Below are 18,902 nucleotides of genomic sequence, written 5' to 3'. Positions count from 1 at the left end.
AGCTAAATCACTGCTACAGTTGAGGATCCTGTTAGGGACTAGAGCTAAATGGAACCTGCCGGCAGATTCAGCAACTGAAGCAGAGGCTTAAGCTGATCCATGCAAGCCACTTAAAGCTCGATCTTCACGATCGAAGCTTTGGACATGACGCGGTAAACGCCGTCTGCAATTCTCTCTGGATCAGCCCGCCATTGTTCGATCGGGATGGTGCAGATCTGCCAGCCTGCGTTGGCGACACGGGCCATGTCAGACGCTTCCTGCAGTGGTGAAAAGAGCCCAGTGAAATAAAAGCAAACCGTGTAGCGCTGCTGGTTACCTTTATCGAACCCGGCCAAGAACCGCGGGAAACGGTGAATAGAGTACCGCTCACCTCTGAGGCGCGCCTGCATTAGGCGCAGAGCGAGATCGAGATCGTCTGCGGGACACCGATCCTCTGTCGGAACGACGGCAGGGCTGATGGCCGAGTAATCGTCCAAGTCGCGCCAGTACGCCCTGAATGCGCTAACGCCATCGCCACTTGTATCTGTTATCAGGTTCATCTCGAAAGAGTGGTAAACAACTGTTTTCCACTTCGATCGCGTCGCAAGAACATTGACGCGATTGGCGGCACCAGGTTGCGACAGGACACCAAGATTGGCTATAAAGCGGCCTTTCGGATCACGTCCGTATGTGGTCGAGACGAGGATGATGTCTCGTTCGTCACCTTGAACATTTTCGAGGGCCTTGACGAAAAGCTTTTCGTTTCCGTTGCCCCCTGCAAGATCGGCCTCAGTCAGGTTTTTGCCTCCAAGGGCTTCAGGAAGCAACGTTAGGATGAGGTCGCGCTGATTTTCGTTTAGTGTGATGATTCCAACCGAACGCGGCACACCTCCGAGACGGCTTTTCCTTCGAAAGCTATTCTCCTTTGCAATTGCAACTGCGTCAGCGATTAGCGCGTTCGCCTCAACAACATTGTCACCGGCTCCGCCCCGGTCGTAAATGCCATTGTGGATGAACTTGAAGACAGTTCCAAGGGACCCGTCCCGCAGCGGAGAAGGAACGATATCGAGATTTCCACCGTAGAAACGGTTGTTCGAGAACAGGATGAGACTTTCATGCTTCGAACGGTAATGCTGCTTGAGAATCCGTGAGGGCATATTTGACCCCACGGCATGATCCAACAGGCTGCGGATCATGTTCGGTGGGACCTGCGATTGGCCGACCCGAGCGAAGAGATTGCTTGGTGCCATCTGCTTGGAGTCACCAATCACGATGATCTGGTTTGCCAGCGCCGCAACTACAGCAGAGTGCGAAAGTCTCATCTGAGAGGCTTCATCGACAATGAGCGTATCGAAGGATGCTCCGGGCGGAATCTTGAGCGCCGCAACTGCCGGGGTCGCGATAGCGAACGGAGTCTCGGCAGGCAGAGCGGGGCTACCTTCCGTGAGAAGGACTGGCTCCGGAATGTTCGGGATAGTCTTAGGCCATCGGTCTGCAATGACTTCTAGTGCCGCGGTTTTCTCGGCTGATACGAGAACCCGCCTTCCATCGCTGAGCAGGTTAGCGACAATGTTGACGATGGTCTGGGACTTACCGGTTCCAGGTGGCCCCTGGAGGACAAACGAGTCCCCTGCCCTTGCAGCGGTGATTGCCTCGTCCTGGCTTAGATCAGCATTGACGAGATGGAAATTTGGCGTTTCAGGAGCGATGACCGAGTTCGATGGAGTTGCGCCCGAGAGAGTGCGGAGTGCACCGGCCTCCGGAAGGTGCGGCCGGGACGAGATATCGACAGCGCGGTGCATGGCTGCGCTTTTGCCAGCATAGAGATTAAGGTTTATACGCGCCTTATACCCCAGAACTGCAATGCCACCGGCTTTTACTGGTTCGACCGTGTGGGCCTTCACTGCCAATGCGCGAGAGGGAGGTTTTGTCGGGTCAATCCCAATCGTACATCCAAACGAAGCTGCGAAGAGTGGAAACGTCTCGTTCGGCTCTAAAGGTCCAGCCTGAGCAATCGTGAGATCGTTTGCGACCGTTACTGGCATGGTAAACAAAGGAGCCATTCGGATCTCACCATCGGCATCCTTCCACTCGATTGCTCCTATGGCTAGCCGGCGGGTTTCGATGCCTTGCTCGCTGGCGACGATCTCCGCATCGGCGATCAACGATATGATCGAGCGGCGAAGCTCCGCGGCCGAGCGTTGGGACTCTCGAGCCAGCGGCAGATAGTCAGATCCGATTTTCCAGCGAGTCTCTTGCTGAGAGAGTAGCGAGACCAACGAGTCTGGATCAACGGCGAGGTCGATCGAACGCCCACGTGAGCTCGCGGCCGGAAGCGAAATCATCTTATTTCGCAATCCGAGATCCGTCAGGGCCCGGTAGGCGTCGGTGATAAATGTCACGACGGGATCTGGGGGAGAAGCGAGTTCTGCCTGCTGCATCGACGTGAAAAGCCCCTGAATTTCGTTTCTGAAATCAGAAATGATTTGCGTAATTGCCACCTTTTATAGCAGACCGCCGCCCAGTTGACACGGTGCCTGCGCAATTTGGTGAGCACTGAGTTAAGGGTAAACAAATCGTGGATGATCCTGATTTGTTCACGCTATTCACAGGACTGACTCCTGCTCAACGGGATCCTATTCCTCGCTTCCGACGTTCGCCTTATGTTCCGCGAAGCTGGAGTGAATCGGCCGCTTAGTGCCGATCCTCCTGTCGGGATTGCTTTGTCTAAAGGTTGGCGCAGGGGGTTTGAATGAGGCGGATGGTGTCCGTGTATCTTCCGACCTGGTCAACAGATCGGGTCAGACGGCATGGTGGCCCTCCCCCCGATGAGCCTCTGGTCACGGCCGTATCAATCGGATCAGCCCGGCGGATCGGGTGCGCCTGCCCCAAGGCGTTGGAGTTGGGTCTTGGTCCAGGACTTCCGATTGCCCAGGCACAAGCCCGTGTTCCGAACCTCCATGTGGTTGATGCCACGCCAGAGGAGGACAGGGCCGCTTTGGAGCGGTTGGCACGGTGGGCGATCGCCTATTCACCCGTCGTCGCCCTCGACCCGCCGGACGGAATTTGGATCGACATCGCGGGTGTGGCCCATCTCTTCGGCAGCGAGGAGAAGCTTCTTGAGCACCTCTTGGGGCGTCTGTCGGGTCAGGGGATCAACGCGAAGGCTGCGATTGCCGATGCTCCGGGGACTGCATGGGCAGTCGCCCGCTTTCGTGGCGGGGGCATCATTCCGGTGGGCCGAAGTGTCGAGGCCGTAGCAACCTTGCCGGTCGCCGCCTTGAGGATCCCTGCTCAGACCGTGGCCACGATGCAAAAGCTTGGGGTCGATCGTGTCGGTCAGCTTGCGGCCATGCCCCGGGCGCCGATGGTTCGGCGCTTCGGGAAAGACGTGGCGCTCAGGCTCGACCAGGCGCTGGGTCATGCCTTTGAACCGATCAACCCGCTGATCCCGCACGAAACGGCAATGGCGAGCCGCGCCTTTGCGGAGCCGATTGGCCGGCTGGAGCATCTTCAGCAGGTGGTCAGGCACTTGGCCGAGGACCTGTGCGGCCAGCTTGTCAAACGAGGTCAGGGTGTGCGGCGATTGGATTTGATCCTCCGCCGGGTCGACCAGAAAGGGGCTTCGCTGCGGGTTGGCACGGCGAAAGCGACCCGGGAGCACGCCCACCTTGCGAAACTCTTCGATGAGCGACTGGAAACAATCGATCCAGGCTTCGGCATTGAGGAGATGGTTCTTGTGGCGAGCAAGGTCGAGCCATTTGCCGAAGCGCAGGTGGAGGCTAGAGGCATCGAGGCAGCTGAAACGCAGGATGTGGATCTCAGCCGTCTTGTCGATCGGCTCGGCGCGAAAGTGGGCAGCGCCCGTGTCTATCGCTTGGCTCCTGTTCAAACCCTCGTCCCCGAGCGGATGGTAAAGCGGATCTCCCCCCTTGCTCCCCCGACTGGGGAGGTCTGGCCCGAAAACCTGCCGCGACCGCCCCGTCTGCTTGATCCACCGGAGCACGTGGTGGCGACGGCACTTGTCCCGGATCACCCCCCTGCCCTCATCGTCTGGCGCAAGGTCCGTCATAAGGTGGTTCATGCCGATGGTCCGGAACGGATCGCGCCGGAGTGGTGGGCGGGAGATAAGGACGGTCCGTCGCGGGACTATTATCGCATTGAAACCGATCAGGGTGGCCGGTTCTGGATCTTCCGCGACGCTCCCATGGCCGAGGGCGGTCGCTGGTGGGTGCATGGGTTCTTCGGCTGATGTACGCCGAATTGCAGGTCACCACCCATTTCAGCTTTCTGCGAGGAGCCTCCAGTCCGGCGGAATTGTTCGAGCAGGCGAAGCTCCTTGGGATCACCGCGCTGGGAATTGTCGATCGCAACTCGCTTGCCGGGATCGTGAGGGCGTATGATGCCTCACGGGAAACGGGTGTCCGGCTTGTCGTGGGTTGCCGACTGGATCTGACAGACGGGACCTCGCTGCTGGTTTATCCGACGGATCGTGCCGCCTATTCGCGCCTCTGCAGGCTGCTGAGCGTCGGCAAGAGCCGGGCCGGCAAGGGGCGATGCCTTCTCACCTGGGAGGATGTCACCGCGTGGCAGGAGGGGCTTTTGGCCATTCTCCTGGGCGACGATGCGGATGAGGAGCTTAAATCGAACCTCGCGCGGCTGAAGGCGACCTTCGGGGATCGAGCCTATATGGCTCTCATCCGCCGTTTTGCGCCCAACGAGCACGCGCGCCTGTATTATGTGGAGCAAGCGGCCCAGGCGGCGAAGGTGCCGACGGTTGCCATGGGTGACGTCCTCTACCATCACCCCTCCCGCCGTCGCCTGCAGGATGTGGTGTCCTGCATCCGCCAGCGGTGCACCATCGATGAAGCCGGGTTTCGGCTGGATCGCCATGCCGATCGCTTCCTCAAGGATCCGGCAGAGATGCAGCGCCTCTTCGAGCGTCATCCAGAGGCGTTCTGGCGTATCGGTGAAATCCTGGACCGATGCACCTTCTCCCTGGACGAGCTGCGGTACCAATATCCCTCGGAGACGGACCCCGGCGAGACCGCCCAGGAGAAACTCGAGCGCTTAACCTGGGAGGGTGCGGCCAAGCGCTATCCGGAGGGTGTCCCTGACGTAGTGGCGGCGACCTGCCGTCATGAGCTCCATCTGATCGAGGAGTTGGGGTATGCGCCTTACTTCCTGACGGTCCATGCGATCGTGAGCTTTGCGAAGTCTCGGGGGATCTTGTGTCAGGGGCGGGGCTCGGCGGCGAATTCTGCCGTCTGCTACGTCCTCGGCATCACCTCCATCAATCCCACCGAACACGATCTGCTCTTTGAGCGGTTCGTGTCCCAGGAGCGCCGGGAGCCGCCGGACATCGACGTGGATTTCGAGCATGAGCGTCGTGAGGAGGTGATCCAGTGGATCTATGACACCTATGGCCGGCACCGTGCGGCCCTGACGGGCGTCGTGATTACCTACCGCGCCCGTGGCGCCGTCCGTGAGGTCGGCAAGGTGCTGGGCGTGCCGGAGGATGTCACGGCAGGATTGTCCGGTCTTGTGTGGGGTTGGGGCAACGAGGGTGTGACCGACAAGGAGGCGAAGGAGCTCAACCTCAATCTGAGCGATCCGCGTCTTCGGATGACCTTGGAACTCGCCTCCGAGCTGATCGGAGCGCCGCGCCATCTCTCCCAGCACCCGGGCGGCTTTGTCCTGACCCAGGAACGTCTTGATGACCTGGTGCCGATTGAACCGGCAGCGATGGAAAACCGCCAGGTGATCGAATGGGACAAGAACGACATCGATACCCTGAAGTTCATGAAGGTCGATGTGCTGGGGCTGGGGATGCTCGGCTGCATGCGACGTGCCTTCGATCTCCTGCGGGAGCACAAGCAGGTTGAGCACGATCTGTCGTCGATCCCGGTCGATGATCAAAAGACCTATGAGATGATCCAGAAGGCGGACACGGTCGGCGTATTCCAGATCGAGAGCCGCGCCCAGATGGCGATGCTGCCACGGGTCAGGCCTGCGAACTTCTATGACATCGTCATCCAGGTGGCGATTGTCCGTCCCGGGCCGATCCAGGGCGATATGGTGCACCCATACCTGCGCCGACGGGAGGGCCGCGAAAAGCCGGAATATCCTCGCCCGGAATTGCAGCGTGTTCTGGAGAAAACTCTGGGCGTGCCGCTGTTTCAGGAACAGGCGATGCGGGTTGCCATTGAATGCGCGGGATTCACCCCTTCCGAGGCTGATCAGCTTCGCCGGGCTATGGCGACCTTCAAGCTGACGGCCGGCGTGACCAAGTTTCGGGATAAGCTGGTCCAAGGAATGATTACCCGCGGCTATGACGCGGAATTCGCCGAACGGACTTTCAAGCAGCTCGAAGGCTTTGGCTCTTATGGATTTCCGGAGAGCCATGCGGCGTCGTTTGCTAAGATCGCCTATGCGTCATCCTGGATGAAGCGGCATCATCCGGACGTGTTCTGCTGCGCGATCCTGAATGCCCAGCCGATGGGCTTCTATGCCCCTGCCCAACTGGTGCGGGATGCGAGGGCTCATGGGGTCGAGGTCAGGCCCGTCGACGTCAATCACTCCCGCTGGGACTGCACCTTAGAGCCTACGCGCAACCGATACCGCTTTGCGGTGCGCCTGGGGCTGCGCATGGTACGGGGACTCGCTAACGCCGACGGCGGCATGATCCCGATTGCAAGGGGCGAAACACCCTATAGCTCGATTGAGGAACTCTGGCGGCGAGCCGAAATCCCGGTGTCAGCCCTTGAGCGCCTCGCCGAGGCTGATGCCCTTGGCTCACTTGGGGTGAGCCGCCGCGATGCTCTGTGGACGATCCGCGGGCTCTCAGACGAGGTCATGCCGTTGTTCGCCGCGGCAGACGAGCGGGATCGCATAATTCGGTCCGAGAGTTCCGAACCGACTGTGGAGCTCACGCCGATGACGGAAGGGCGGGAAGTCGTGGAGGATTATCGATCTAAGGGCCTGACGTTGCGTCAGCATCCCCTCGCCTTCTTGCGCGGTGAGTTGCGCGAGCGCCGGATCCATAGCTGCGCCACGCTCCGGCGGGTTCGGGACGGTCAGCGGCTGACGATCGCCGGCATGATGCTAGTGCGCCAGAAACCCGGCTCCGCCAAGGGCGTCATGTTCATGACGATCGAGGATGAGACGGATGTGGCCAACATCATCGTGTGGCCGTCCCTCTTTGAAAAGCAGCGTCGCCTGATCCTATCGTCTGGCATGATCGGGGTGCGCGGGCGTTTCCAGCGCGAAGGGGGCGTGACGCATCTGATCGCTGAGCACCTGATCGACTTGACGGACCTGCTGCGCAGCGTCGGCGACCGGGATGATCCTTTCAGCATGCGCCATGGACGCGGCGACGAGGCCAAAATCGGAACTCGGGATCGCCTGCGGGAAGGCCCAAGGGAGATCATCATCCCACCAGCGGCTGAATTGCCGGAGCAGTCATCCGATGTTCCGATCATCCGGGTTGCGGCACGGGATTTCCATTGATCACTTGAGAGAACGGATGCTCGTACCGGGGAGCTCCATATCGTGGGAGTTCAGAACCCAGTACCGGTCTGGACATTGACCGCGGTTTGAGGCCGAAAGATTGTCGACGCTGCAGATCCTAATGTGGTTGCCGAATATTCCTACATCACAGTAGGCATCTTCCATTCCAGAGATATGGACACGGTAGTATCCGCTCTTGCTGTCCTTGGTGATCGTGGTCCCATATGCGCCGGGTTCATAATTACTGCCTGGCCGGTCTTGAGCCCATCCCAGGAAGTTGTAGCATACCTGACCAATGCCGCGCAGGGTTGGCTTTATCGTATTGCTCTTCCCAAACAACGTAATTTGCCACCGGCCTACCTGATCTACCGTGTCGACATAAAGAATCTCATCCCTGCCTTTTCCGAACATCTCCGCAATAAGACTGTTCCGAATCCACGGATCCGTATACCAACCGCTCTGGAAGCTGAATATCTTTATAAAGCCAGACATTAAGCGGCTAGAGAGATCAAAGATAGCTTCTGCATCTTTAGCCGAGTAGGTGTCGGTCTCCTTCAAGGTAAGATATGGTGCGTGGAACCCAAGGCGTCCCTGCACATGAAGAAACCTATAAGGGTATTCCCAAGTGGAGCCTCGCGTTGTCCCGGCCATGAATATCAGGGCGCACGCGGACAAGCACGACGCACTTTCCTCGATGCGGGTTCCAACTCCATTTTCGAGAACGTATTGGGCGACTTGTAGCCCTTCGATATACGAACCGCCCGGACTGTTCAGGCAAAGTAAGTATTGCCGGTCTTCGTGCCTATATTCACGCTGCAGCCCGTTTGAGCTTGCGATATGGCGGAGACGATCCAGATCGCCCTTTTCAATCGGCCCATCAAGGCCGATACTGCATTCACCTTCAGTGACCGCCGCATCCTTGTTGATCAAAGTGATCGTGGCCGCGAAGGAAGATGTGGGGAGTAGCAGCAATGCTGCAGCGACGACTAAGATCTTAATGCAATCCACTAATACACCCGAAATCGCGGAGCCTGACATAGCAGTATCGCTAGGTCCTCACCTTGATCCGGTCAATATAGACATGTGTCTGGAGATCGGGAGGAAAAGGTTATCACCCTTTCCATCCTGGGTGGCGACGGGATTGATCCCGCCGCCTCTGAATGTATCGAAGGTCGTGAGGCGAATGGCTTAAGCCTTCTTGTCGAGCGCCGCATAGAAGGCAGCAATCCGTTCTGACACCTCAATGTAGAACGGTCCCTCCCAACCCTGAATCCACTTCGGAGCCGTAAGGGTGTACCGGAGGTCGTCCGTGTTGTGCTGGTCGTCTTGAAGATCGAGGGCCTTCTGGCGCCCCATGGCGACGATCTCCGGGGTGATGTCCCAGGTCGTGTCACCTTGCGGATCAACCACCATGGTTTGATCACCAACCCACACCTGCGGCGTAAATTCCGCCATCACCGTCGGGGCATCCTTCGGCATCATCAGCCGGGCCAGCTTGATCTTCCAATCATCGAACTCGACAGCGTTCTGGACGATGTAGTCGAACGGGATCAGGGTCAGCAGCGTGTGACTGGTGTCGGGCTCGTCCTCCTCGAGGATGACATGACCGCCGATGGCTTCGATCCGGGGCCGGATTCCATCGGCAAAAGCTTTGAGCTGCCGCAAGACGGTTTCCCGGTCTTTTTCGTTGTCACGGCCATAACCGATCTCGATGGACGGGCAGGCAAACTTCCGGCCTTCATAAAGGCAGCTATAGGCCATGTGCGGCCAGAATCCATTGGGAAGCTCAATGCCATCCTCACCGATGAACCGGCTCTCCTTTTCCGTTAGCGGATAGAAGAACCCGTTCTCATCAACACTCCACTCCAGCCCGAGCTTGCTGAACAGGCGTGGTCCCGCGTGGGCCACTTCGCAACATCCATTAGTCGTGTAAAGCAAGCCTCCCGCATAGCCGTCAGCATCGTCGGTGCACCATTTCTGAACCGGGGGAAGGTCCGCGGTATCCCCGGCTTCGTCGCCCTCGTTCTGAGCCTCTTCGAGTTTGGCCGCAACCCAATCCCAGTATCCGCGGCGCGTGTCGCCGTTCTCCACCTCATACTTCCAGTCCTCGGACGGAAAGTCGGGGTGATCGTCCCAGACACTGTCGATCCCGTCGATCAGCTGCGGAGCCTTCGGGTGAGTGGTATCCGGCAGCGGTTTGGGTTCGGGTTTACCAAAAGGTCGGGTATCGCGCTTCAGCTGGGACGCTGCACCTGGCAACACACCAAGTATCTCACGAAGGAGCGGCAGCGGCACCCGTAGCGTGTCGGTCGACGTGTGGAGGTATTCTTCGTGCGGGGCGTCAAAGTACCGGCTGATGATCTCCCTGTCGGAGAGTTTAGTGAGATCGTCACCAGAGTCCGCGGGGTCGCCGGGGCGAAACGCCCGGTCGTTGAACAGACTGGACCTGCAGTAGTCGGCGACCTCGGCATCGAGAGCCTCTTGTGTCGCCATCACATAGAGGTTGTCCCCATGCTTGTGGCTGGCCTCTGCAATGAACAGCGGGATCTCGACGGTCTCGGATGCGCCGATGCCGTCGAGGCTGGCCTGAAGCGGCAGGATCTGATCATCCAGGAGCCGCGACAGGTTGAGAAGGTGTCCGTAGGGCGTAGGACCAAAGAGTTCAGCCCGCTCCTCGGCGAGGACCTGTTCGACGAAGGCCTGGTCAACTGCATAAGCCGAGTTGGCGAGGGGATCGCGAACCACGATGATCGTCTCACCCGATGGCAGGGCGACTTCCCCGATGGGCTCGGCCAGCGGCGGATTGAGATCGCCCGCCTTGCCCGCAGCGGTGACTTCGTTCTGGTTGTGGTAGCCGAATGCGGCGGCAGCGACTTCCAGGGTTTGGTGACGCTTGCAGGGGATCCCGCGAGCCTTGAGGACCTTCTCAAGACGGTCAAGATGAACGGAAAGGGCTTTCATGAGCTGTCTCCTTCAGGGCAGCCGGCATGCTCTATCGAGACGGGGGTTCCATTGACCGCGAGCCGGCCGCCGCAGGATGCAGCAGGGGTTAATCGCAGGGTGCGGTTGAACAGGATTCGCCTGCGGCCGAGAGCAGGCCGCGAGAGACGCAGTCTCTTTGGAACCGGCGGGCTTACCTGAGGCCCTTAAGAGGTTGAAGGCCCCTTCGGCACGGTCGCTATGGCCGTGGCGGAGAGGTCATCGGGTGTTTTGGGGGTTTGAGAAATTCCCAGATCAATCGGATGAGAGATTAGATTGAGGAACTCGTCGGGTGTTCATTCGCCAAACGGCGATGAGGCTTATCACGAGGCAAAATGCTGTGATGAGGCTCCCGGCCATCACAACGTATTCGAGCATCGTAGCTTTGCCCATCATGTGAACGCCAGTCATATAGCCAATACCGTTGATGACAGCATGGAGAAGAACAAGCTTGAACCAGCGGCCCGACCAGATGGCGTAGAAAGCGAGCGAGAGCGCCAGATGAATCGGGATCGAGATTGAGGCGAAGATTAGTGCGGGAAGCACTTCGAAAGGTCTTGGTCCGAACAGAGCGGCCTCGAATGTCTTCGTTCCGATCTCTAGTAGTCCGATCAGAAAGCCGACGAGAGCCGCCTTGCCGGGTGTGGCGACCCAGCAGAAGCGGCTTGCGGCATAGTAGCGGGCGCTCTCTTCAATTGCTGGAACTGCGATGACATGAAAGAGAAACCCGCCGCCCCTGAGGAAGAATGATGCGATGTTGTCGAAGACATAGGACAACGACATCATCACAACGGCGGTCAGTAGGGCTTCCATCAGACCGTCTCCGCCCCGCCTTGATCAATTCGGCTATGCGGCTGCGTCGTCTACTGATCTTCCGGGGCGAGGAGCGCTGGCCAAGCTCTGTTCAATGAGCTTGCGGGCTTCTGTGTCGGTGATTTGGTTCACAGCGGCGACTTCCTTCACCATTAGGTCGAGAGCACCTTCGAAGATCTGCCGCTCGCTATAGGAGGCTTCCTCCTGCTGCGGCCCCCGGTTTAGATCCCGCAGGACCTCGGCTATCGCCGTCAACTGGCCTGTTCCGATGCGCTCCTGGAAATCTGCAGCACGGCGGTTCCACATGCCGCGCTTTGGGCGAGCCTTTCCACTCAGGATCTCAAGTGCCTGACCGACGACTGCCGGCTCAGACAGCTTTCTCAAGCCGCTGCTTTTCGCCTTAGCCAGAGGAATGCGAACCGTGAGTTTGCCAGCGTCGAAACCGATTACGAGGAGTTCAAGCTTGAACCCAGCGACCTCTTGCTCCTCAATTCCTGTGATCGCACCGACGCCGTGGCCCGGATACACGACCACTTCGCCAGTCTGGAAGGTCAGAGCGTTATTCTTCGTCGTCATTCAGATCAGATCTCCTTGAGACACAGATCATTTCTCGGTCGAACCAATCTGTGCCGCAGACGTCGAATTCACTACGCTCATACGGCGAGCGTAGATGGTTTGAACTCAATATCTTTTGTGCGGTTCCCGCATATCGGATTCCCACCGTGGCTGTGCAAGGGGGACTTGCAACGATGGTTTACGCTGGCTACGCTCGGTCGGCTGTAGCGTCGTCTCATCTCTAAATGCCGCTGCTTAAAAGCAGTCCTCGAACGATAAGACGGTTTGGTTAACGGGCTGTTTACGAGAGGGGCAAAGGCCTCAATCCAGAATAGGGCGGCTTGAGCCCCGCTCGCTGGCGGGCCAGGCGGCGTAGTTCCTGACAACCGGCATCGAGACTGGCACCTGGCGGGTTGATGTGCTTGTACCCGTCCCAGAAGGCTTTCCTGCCTTCCGGTGATCGGTCGATGCCAGCAATAATCTCCAATTGTCCGATCGTACTGGCCGCCCGAAGAACTTTCTCGATAGGATGTTCCGGCGGTGATTTCCTGCGCTTGCCCGGCATGTTGGCCTCCTGATCGGCATTGAAACTACGGAAAATTTGCAGATAATCGCCTCGGTCCCAGAACCGGAGAGAACTGGCGTGCAGAGGATGGCGGCAATTATGAGTGAGGGCGTTCCCGGCCCCGTCATGCCCGTCGTGCGCCCGAAATCCACTCGTCTCGCTCGAATAGTGGCGCCGCGCGCCTGGTGAAGCGTCCCCGCTGAACATTCTCGGGGCGCATGCGCCGTGCCCGCGGCGTCCCGCACAGCCATGATCCTGTCCGCCCTCTTGTCAGGCGCGGAGCAGTTCACCTTCGAGAGAGCGAGCGATGACCATTTTCTACACAAGCGACACCCATTTTCGGCACAAGGCCGTTCTGCACTTTGACCGCCGCCCCTTCATCACCGTCGAGGAGATGGAGGAGGAGATCATCCGCCGCTGGAACCAGCGGGTCCGGCCCACCGACACCGTGTGGCACCTGGGCGACTTCGTGTGGGGCAAGGGCCAGCACGCCGCAGCCATCCTTGGCCGTCTCAACGGCCAGAAGCATTTTGTGTGGGGCAATCACGATCATTCGACCGTGAAGCGCCTGCCGGAGTGGGTGTCGTCGCAGCCCTATGCGGAGATCCGGGACGGTCAGGACTTTGTGGTCCTAAGCCACTATGGGCACCGGGTCTGGAACAAGGCCCACTATGGAGCCTTCCATCTTTATGGTCACTCGCACGGCTCCCTGCCTCCGCAGGGGCGCTCCCATGACGTGGGGACGAACGTCTGGGACTATCGGCCCGTCGCTCTGGCCGAGGTGAAGGAGCGCTTGGATGGGCTCGGCCTGCTTGAAAGCTATGGCATCCACCATGGGCAGGACCCCAGCGTCGTTGAGTAAACAGGCCCTGGGCGATTGGCGGCGCACACCCTTCCCTCCTGGCGCCGCCAATCGAAACGGTCAGGCAGCCAGAGCCATTTCCGGATGGAAAGTCGCTTCGGCCTCTTCGTCATCGAAGGCAAAGGCCAGCACGCTCTCGTCATGAAGCTGCTGCCAGTCGATCTCTCCTGCCTCCAGGAGTTCGCGCATTTGCTCACGGGCGCGGTGGAGCCGTGCCTCGAGGGGGCTCAATGGAGGTGGCATCCTTAGATCGAGGAGGGCTGGGGGATGGCGGTTCTCGCCGGCCGGAGCCTGTAGGGCCTCGACTTGCTTCAGGTACCATTCGGTCATGGTCTGGGCGAGGAACTGGTTGGTCTTGCTGATCCCGGCCTCCCGCGCCTCGACGCGCGCCTTGGTTCCATAGGCCTGGGAGTCCACGGTGGCCACGCGGGGATGCTGGCGCAGTTCGGCGGCTCCGACCCCTTTGAGGCCGAAGAGGTGGAGCTGGATGGGTGTTCCGCGCAATTCGCGGTCCAGGGTCTCAATCACCTGCAGGATGCCCTGGGGCCCGTGGAGGTGCCTCCGGCACATGGATCCGACCCCGACGATCGGAAACCCGGAGAGATCCGGCATGCGCTCCAGGCAGCGGACGTAATCCTCCGGCAACCAGCCCTGCAGCACAGGCATCAAGCGGTTGAGGATGCCGCGCTCTCTGGCGCCGCGGATACAGGCGCGGTTGAGGTCTACCGTCCCGGAGATCCGGTCCAGGACCAGATCGCGGTTTCGGGCGATCTCTGGCTCGACGCAGAGGTCCATTGATGCGAACCAGTGCCACGGGTATGCCGCGCCAAGGTCGAGGTACTGATCGACCGTCCAGGCAAAGCCCCGGTACCGGCTGGCTGCAACGAAACCTGCGCTGTCAAGATATGCTTCTAAACCATTGAGATGTTTGAGGTTGCTGGTTCTGAAGCCATGCCAGACAGGAATATCGCTGGTGTCCCTCTTCCAGATCGACAGGGCATTGGCACTGATAAGGACCGGCGCATTAAGGGATCGGGCAGCGTCGATCAGCGGCCCTCTCATGACATGAGGCAGGCCAAGCAAAAACTTGAGCATGGGTTCTTTGTCCGGAATGGCGGGGATTGGTGATCCGCAACGGGCAAAGAAAAAAGGACCGGCGAATACCGATCCTTCTAGATGTTCAGTGCTTTAACAGCTTTGGCTAAAGCAATGCCTTAGTGCGAATGGCGCTTATTGTACCATTCATTGGCCTTCAAGGCCGCAAAGCCGAGCAGTACGACAATGCCAGGCATTACGACTGAGACGATCAGGGTCTGACCAGTCATTGCTTCAAGCCTCCAAGAGCCATTCTTGCAAATACATGTAACATCGCGGCAGCGAATGTCCAACCCGCGGCGACCGGCAAGAGTTGCACGAAGCTTACGTTATTCGCAAAACCGCCAATGTTATAGAGAAACCCTGCCAACGGTGTCGCGATGCCGACTGTAAAGCATGCGGTCGAGGCACGATCAAAGGCATTGGCGAGCAGCTTTTGCCGCTCGTTGTAGATCAGGCTCACTGCAGAATACCTCCTCGTAAGCGCGGTGTCGCCTTGAAAGCATCAGCTGGTTTTGGGGTTTGATCTCTCCCAGGCTTACAATCCAGAAGAGACCATGACGTTAGGCAACCTTGCTTCCGGCCTGCGCAGCAATCGCAGCGAGAGCTGCCTCGGCCCCTTGCTGCAGACGGAGATCGGCCAACTGCTGGCGAAGGCTCAGGTACAGCGGCCGGAAGGCAGGACCTTTTTCTTCGACAAGGTCGGCCAAGATATTCACGGCCTTGAGGAGTTTCTCCTCGGTGATTGGTCCCCGGTCGTGGTTCAGCCCAGCCGTCATGGTGCGTACTCCTTGCAAACAAGGAGGCACACTGCCGCGATCATCTTGATACGAGGTTAAGCTTGCCCGAAGCTTGCACGGCATCCGAGCTACCGGGAGCCCCCTTCGGCGCCACCTTCACACAATGCTGATGCAGTAACGGAGTTGGCGGGGAAAGGGAGCTCCCATGTGCAAGAGACAGATTGAGAGGCGGCCAGCACCGCCGAAACCATGCAATGACAACGAACCACGCAGTATCAGGCCATTCGTGCCGAGGCGGCCGATCGCCTACCGTACGGGCATTCTGGCCGCAGCTTTAGAGCGAACGGAACGTGTCAGGCTGGATGTTCTGGCTGCTGGCGTGGTGACGATCCAGGGACAGTACCCAAGGTCGAAAAAAGAGAAGCGCCCGTCGTCTCAGCGGGCGCTTTAAGGATTCCGGCCGTAGGGGCAACTAGACCGGTTCTGGTAACTGAAGCAGGTTTGTTCGTCGCCGTCTGTCGGGAAAAAGACAATTCGCATAAAAAGTTATGCCCGGTATTTCTCGGGAACGCGGCCCATAAAATTGCCACGGTTAAACGGCCAAGGTCGGCTTGTGCGGTTTCAGCCTCCTTGAGCCGCATACGCCCTGGCTGAGGATCCACCCGATCTCCTTGGCTGGGGCTCCAACCGCCCTCAGCCGGAGGTCTGAAGAGACCCCTCGGTGAGGGCGTTTTGCTGTCCGCCCATTGATAAGGCTCCGTTAACCATCCTCGCGGACGATAGATGGCCTGATCAGTACTTGGGGGAAATGGCATGAATGTCGTGGTTTTTGCATCCCGCAAGGGAGGTTCTGGGAAGAGCACCCTTGCGGCGCATCTGGGGAGCTATATGGCCGAGAATGGCCGGCCGACGCTCCTGATTGATGCGGACCCGCAGGGGTCTTTGGCCCTTTGGCACCGGGTCCGGGGCTCACAGGATCTTCCGCTCCACGTTGGCACCAAGCATCTTGCGGCCACCTTGACGAAGGCGCGCCGCGCCGGGGCTGAATGGGTCCTGATCGACACTCCGCCTAATGCGGAAGCCCCTGTGGCCGAGGCGATCTGGCACGCTGACCTTGTCGTGATCCCCATGCGCCCGGGGTTGTTCGATGTCGATGCCGTCCAGGCTACCATCAAAGTCTGCCGTGAGCTCAAGAAGCCTTATGCGGTCGTGATCAACGCTGCGCCGGCCAAGAACGGCTCGGAGGATCCGATGGTTGCAGATGCTCGGGGAGCGATGCAGGCGCTCGACGTCCCGACTTGGGCTGGCCAGATTACCCATCGACCGGAACTGTCGCTTTCCTTGGCCCATGGAGCCGGCGTGAACGAGTTCAGCTCCGGGTCGGCTGGATCGGAGGAGATCGGCAGCCTCTGGCGGGCACTCACACGGAGCTTTGACGCCATGAAGGCGATGTCGGGCACCCAGGCTCAGTCCGCTTAGCGGACTAACGGGGTCTGCCAAAGCAGCGAGTTCCGGGATCTCGTTGTAAGGGAAGCTTGCGGACGCACCGATGAATTTTCACCAGGTGCGTCCATCCAAAACCTAACCAAAGACCTCGTGGTAGGTGATCGCCGCAAAGATGAGCGGAACGATAACCGCGAAGATCCACAGTGCGAGCGACACGATAATCGTGACTACGACATCGAACACGGCATAGCCATAGCCGCGGAAAGTGCCCGCCGCCCGTTGCGCCTTGAACTCCTGGATCCGGCCGATCGGCGCGAGCACCGGGCTGACAGCGACGTAGCCCCAACGCTGGAAGAGGGTCTTGAGGCCTGCAGCGACCGCGCCTGGGATCGTGCGGTAATGTTTCCGCAGTCCGCTCCAAGCGTAGAGGACCAGGAAGGTTGGCATGAGGACATACCAGACCTGGCCGGCCACTTCCGTGTATTCGCGGATGTCGGCCCAACCCCACTTATGGAGCATCCTGCCGGCGATCCATGCCATGCCGAACGGCAGGCCGACGCCGAGGACCACGCCAGCGAGCCATGGTCCGCCTTGGGCCTTCTCCTTCCGGATATCAGAGATGTATTCCGCCGGGACGTCGTAGAAGAAGGCCTTTCCGAACACCCAGGCCAGCCATCCCACCACGAGCAAGGCTCCGATTGCGAGCACGGCCCAGAACCCGCCTTGGAGCGAATTGAGGACGGCATCGCGACCGAACAGGAGGACCAAGAGGATGGCGCCGAGGAGGATCTTGATGATGTTGGCGTCTCGGGATGACATCTCGGCCTCTCAGTCCGCCAGCCACTTGGCGTAGGCGCGCATGTCGATCATCGGCACGGTCGCACTCGCCTGGAGCCGGGCGATCAGCTCGAACAGGAACGCCGTCGCCGGCTTGCCTTCGAGGGTGAAAGCGTAAGTCTCATCCTCGCAGCGGCTGAAGTGGCCGTGCGCTGCTACGCATCCGAGATCCAGGCTGCCGTCCGGGTCGCCGGCGGCGAGCGCCTGCTGCAGCGGCTGTCCGAAAGGCGTCTTCCAGGAGCTCTCGAAAGTCAGCAGTCCACCGAGGATGCGGTGGAGTGGCTTTGGCTTCGCGATGCCGCTTACGTTAGGGACAGGGAGGCTAGTCCGGTACAGACGGCGGACGCTGGCGATCTTGTCCTGGGCGTAGCGAACGTTCTCCACGTCGATCGCCTGCTTGGCCTCGAACACAGCGTAGACGCTCTCGGCTGGTATGATCGTCTGGCCCTCGAACGTGAAGATGAAGGGACTGTACTGCCGGTCGAACACGACGACGTCGATCTGCTGGCTGAACTTGCCGTTGCTGTCGACGACCGTCGCCCGGGCGACGCTGTAACGCTTGGGCAGGTAGTTGCCCAGGAGTTGGAGCCAGACGTTCTCCGTTGCATCTCCCTTTAGAACGGGATGTCCGAGGAGCGCCCGCGAGTGTTCGAGCTTCTGGTGAATCTCGGTATGGAGACCGGCGAGGAGGTTGGCGAGGTTCCACTCGGTCATTTCACAACCCGGTCCCAAGATGCGGCTGACAGGGCGTTCTTGGCGGCGCTGGCGATCATGGCCTTCTGCATCGCGGTCAACTCGTCGGAAAGGATGTTGTTGGTGTTGGCGGGATCGACGACCCGGGCGAGTGGGAAACGGTCACGCAAGTACGTCAGGCAGGTCACGACATTGCCGCTACGGCCGATGCTGTAGGTGTTCCTCAGGGCCTCAATGACGCTGAGCTCGAGGTAGAAGGACGGGAAATCCAAACCCTTCTGGTTTCGCCAGAGCTTGAGGATCCGGATCTCATCCCGTCGGCCGCAGTTGGCCACGATGTCAATGTGTCGGGCCACGTTTGTCTTCGTCCAGGTATCGGCCTTGCTCCGGTAGAGGCTATGGTCCTGGCTATAGCTGTCCTGCCGCTTTGCCGGCACAACGTCGACGTCGAACCCATTTACCTTGATGCCAAGCGACACATTCTGGCGGCGGGGCGTGAAGCCATTGCCCTTCAGATGGTCGTGGAGCTTGTCATAGACCTCTTTAAGAGTTTCCCGGGTCTCGGGCCGTAGGGAGACGAATATGTCGATGTCGGTCCCGCTACGATTAGCCGTCCCCTTGGCAAATGACCCACTCGGCGTGATCGCCGCTAGGTATTCTCCGGCCCAATTCTGCAAGATAGGTACGAGGGTTGTTTTGCAGACGTTGAGGGGGGTGTAGAGGCCGACCGGGATCGCCTCGCGAATGAGAATGTTATGGAGATACTGATCTGGAGAAATCATTAGAGACTGTGGCGGTGGCTACCATCCGACATCTCGTATGCCGTCTT

At 59.4% G+C, this 18,902-nt stretch carries 16 protein-coding genes; 4 read left to right on the top strand and 12 right to left on the bottom strand.

Annotated elements, in window-relative coordinates; translation table 11 throughout:
• Window positions 1-110 precede the first annotated feature (110 nt).
• Complete coding sequence (locus OC446_RS19230; protein ID WP_262030634.1) at window positions 111-2,480, bottom strand: AAA domain-containing protein; 2,370 nt, start codon at window positions 2,478-2,480, stop codon at window positions 111-113.
• 251 nt (window positions 2,481-2,731) lie between these two features.
• On the opposite strand from OC446_RS19230, the gene OC446_RS19225 reads away from it, so the two are divergent.
• Window positions 2,732-4,231: a Y-family DNA polymerase gene (locus tag OC446_RS19225; protein ID WP_410055097.1), complete on the top strand. Its 1,500-nt coding sequence runs from the start codon at window positions 2,732-2,734 to the stop codon at window positions 4,229-4,231.
• Entirely contained in the window at window positions 4,231-7,488 is a 3,258-nt protein-coding gene (locus tag OC446_RS19220) for an error-prone DNA polymerase (protein WP_262030632.1), read from the top strand. The genes OC446_RS19225 and OC446_RS19220 overlap by 1 nt, the downstream gene beginning before the upstream one ends.
• Here the strand turns inward: OC446_RS19220 and OC446_RS19215 are convergent, their stop codons facing one another.
• The 5 genes from OC446_RS19215 to OC446_RS19195 all read right to left on the bottom strand — a co-directional run bounded on the left by OC446_RS19215 (window position 7,489) and on the right by OC446_RS19195 (window position 12,400).
• On the bottom strand, window positions 7,489-8,526 hold the full coding sequence (locus OC446_RS19215; protein WP_262030631.1) for a hypothetical protein: 1,038 nt from the start codon (window positions 8,524-8,526) through the stop codon (window positions 7,489-7,491).
• 150 nt (window positions 8,527-8,676) lie between these two features.
• Window positions 8,677-10,233 (bottom strand): hypothetical protein, encoded by a 1,557-nt coding sequence (locus tag OC446_RS19210; protein WP_262030630.1) that lies wholly within the window; start codon window positions 10,231-10,233, stop codon window positions 8,677-8,679.
• Between the two features lie 489 nt (window positions 10,234-10,722).
• The gene (locus OC446_RS19205) at window positions 10,723-11,280 is read right to left on the bottom strand and encodes a hypothetical protein (protein ID WP_262030629.1); all 558 of its coding nucleotides are present in this window, start codon (window positions 11,278-11,280) and stop codon (window positions 10,723-10,725) included.
• A 33-nt stretch (window positions 11,281-11,313) separates the two neighbouring features.
• On the bottom strand, window positions 11,314-11,856 hold the full coding sequence (locus OC446_RS19200; protein WP_262030628.1) for a CarD family transcriptional regulator: 543 nt from the start codon (window positions 11,854-11,856) through the stop codon (window positions 11,314-11,316).
• Between the two features lie 280 nt (window positions 11,857-12,136).
• Window positions 12,137-12,400, bottom strand: coding sequence for a hypothetical protein (locus OC446_RS19195; RefSeq protein WP_262030627.1), 264 nt, complete (start codon window positions 12,398-12,400; stop codon window positions 12,137-12,139).
• A 307-nt stretch (window positions 12,401-12,707) separates the two neighbouring features.
• Here OC446_RS19195 and OC446_RS19190 point away from each other — a divergent pair, with 307 nt between their 5' ends.
• Window positions 12,708-13,262, top strand: coding sequence for a metallophosphoesterase family protein (locus OC446_RS19190; RefSeq protein ID WP_262030626.1), 555 nt, complete (start codon window positions 12,708-12,710; stop codon window positions 13,260-13,262).
• Window positions 13,263-13,322: 60 nt separating this feature from the next.
• On the opposite strand, the gene OC446_RS19185 is transcribed toward OC446_RS19190, so the two are convergent.
• The 3 genes from OC446_RS19185 to OC446_RS19175 form a co-directional block, all read right to left on the bottom strand.
• Entirely contained in the window at window positions 13,323-14,357 is a 1,035-nt protein-coding gene (locus tag OC446_RS19185; protein ID WP_262030625.1) for a hypothetical protein, read from the bottom strand.
• Window positions 14,358-14,583: 226 nt separating this feature from the next.
• A complete protein-coding gene (locus tag OC446_RS19180) occupies window positions 14,584-14,820 on the bottom strand; it encodes a hypothetical protein (RefSeq protein WP_262030624.1) in 237 nt (78 codons plus the stop codon).
• A 100-nt stretch (window positions 14,821-14,920) separates the two neighbouring features.
• The gene (locus OC446_RS19175) at window positions 14,921-15,136 is read right to left on the bottom strand and encodes a hypothetical protein (RefSeq protein WP_262030623.1); all 216 of its coding nucleotides are present in this window, start codon (window positions 15,134-15,136) and stop codon (window positions 14,921-14,923) included.
• A 774-nt stretch (window positions 15,137-15,910) separates the two neighbouring features.
• Here OC446_RS19175 and OC446_RS19170 point away from each other — a divergent pair.
• Window positions 15,911-16,576: a ParA family protein gene (locus OC446_RS19170; RefSeq protein WP_262030622.1), complete on the top strand. Its 666-nt coding sequence runs from the start codon at window positions 15,911-15,913 to the stop codon at window positions 16,574-16,576.
• 102 nt (window positions 16,577-16,678) lie between these two features.
• Here the strand turns inward: OC446_RS19170 and OC446_RS19165 are convergent, their stop codons facing one another.
• The 3 genes from OC446_RS19165 to OC446_RS19155 are packed head-to-tail and all read right to left on the bottom strand — an operon-like array spanning window position 16,679 to window position 18,855.
• On the bottom strand, window positions 16,679-17,362 hold the full coding sequence (locus tag OC446_RS19165; RefSeq protein ID WP_262030621.1) for a hypothetical protein: 684 nt from the start codon (window positions 17,360-17,362) through the stop codon (window positions 16,679-16,681).
• 9 nt (window positions 17,363-17,371) lie between these two features.
• Window positions 17,372-18,094 carry a DUF6602 domain-containing protein gene (locus OC446_RS19160; protein WP_262030620.1) on the bottom strand — a complete coding sequence of 241 codons (723 nt, stop codon included), beginning with the start codon at window positions 18,092-18,094 and terminating at the stop codon, window positions 17,372-17,374.
• Entirely contained in the window at window positions 18,091-18,855 is a 765-nt protein-coding gene (locus OC446_RS19155; protein ID WP_262030619.1) for a nucleotidyltransferase, read from the bottom strand. The genes OC446_RS19160 and OC446_RS19155 overlap by 4 nt, the downstream gene beginning before the upstream one ends.
• Between the last annotated feature and the right edge of the window lie 47 nt (window positions 18,856-18,902).

The organism is Microvirga sp. Mcv34, assembly GCF_024519725.1.
GTDB lineage: Bacteria > Pseudomonadota > Alphaproteobacteria > Rhizobiales > Beijerinckiaceae > Microvirga.
This window is presented reverse-complemented; position numbering and strand designations above follow the sequence as displayed.

What these genes read in the sequence shown, in the direction of transcription:
- OC446_RS19160 (WP_262030620.1), bottom strand. Translation starts at nt 18,094, where the DNA reads ATGACCGAGTGGAACCTCGCCAACCTCCTCGCCGGTCTCCATACCGAG.
- OC446_RS19220 (WP_262030632.1), top strand. Translation starts at nt 4,231, where the DNA reads ATGTACGCCGAATTGCAGGTCACCACCCATTTCAGCTTTCTGCGAGGA.
- OC446_RS19170 (WP_262030622.1), top strand. Translation starts at nt 15,911, where the DNA reads ATGAATGTCGTGGTTTTTGCATCCCGCAAGGGAGGTTCTGGGAAGAGC.
- OC446_RS19205 (WP_262030629.1), bottom strand. Translation starts at nt 11,280, where the DNA reads ATGGAAGCCCTACTGACCGCCGTTGTGATGATGTCGTTGTCCTATGTC.
- OC446_RS19200 (WP_262030628.1), bottom strand. Translation starts at nt 11,856, where the DNA reads ATGACGACGAAGAATAACGCTCTGACCTTCCAGACTGGCGAAGTGGTC.
- OC446_RS19165 (WP_262030621.1), bottom strand. Translation starts at nt 17,362, where the DNA reads ATGTCATCCCGAGACGCCAACATCATCAAGATCCTCCTCGGCGCCATC.
- OC446_RS19225 (WP_410055097.1), top strand. Translation starts at nt 2,732, where the DNA reads ATGAGGCGGATGGTGTCCGTGTATCTTCCGACCTGGTCAACAGATCGG.
- OC446_RS19155 (WP_262030619.1), bottom strand. Translation starts at nt 18,855, where the DNA reads ATGATTTCTCCAGATCAGTATCTCCATAACATTCTCATTCGCGAGGCG.
- OC446_RS19215 (WP_262030631.1), bottom strand. Translation starts at nt 8,526, where the DNA reads ATGTCAGGCTCCGCGATTTCGGGTGTATTAGTGGATTGCATTAAGATC.
- OC446_RS19190 (WP_262030626.1), top strand. Translation starts at nt 12,708, where the DNA reads ATGACCATTTTCTACACAAGCGACACCCATTTTCGGCACAAGGCCGTT.
- OC446_RS19175 (WP_262030623.1), bottom strand. Translation starts at nt 15,136, where the DNA reads ATGACGGCTGGGCTGAACCACGACCGGGGACCAATCACCGAGGAGAAA.
- OC446_RS19195 (WP_262030627.1), bottom strand. Translation starts at nt 12,400, where the DNA reads ATGCCGGGCAAGCGCAGGAAATCACCGCCGGAACATCCTATCGAGAAA.
- OC446_RS19185 (WP_262030625.1), bottom strand. Translation starts at nt 14,357, where the DNA reads ATGCTCAAGTTTTTGCTTGGCCTGCCTCATGTCATGAGAGGGCCGCTG.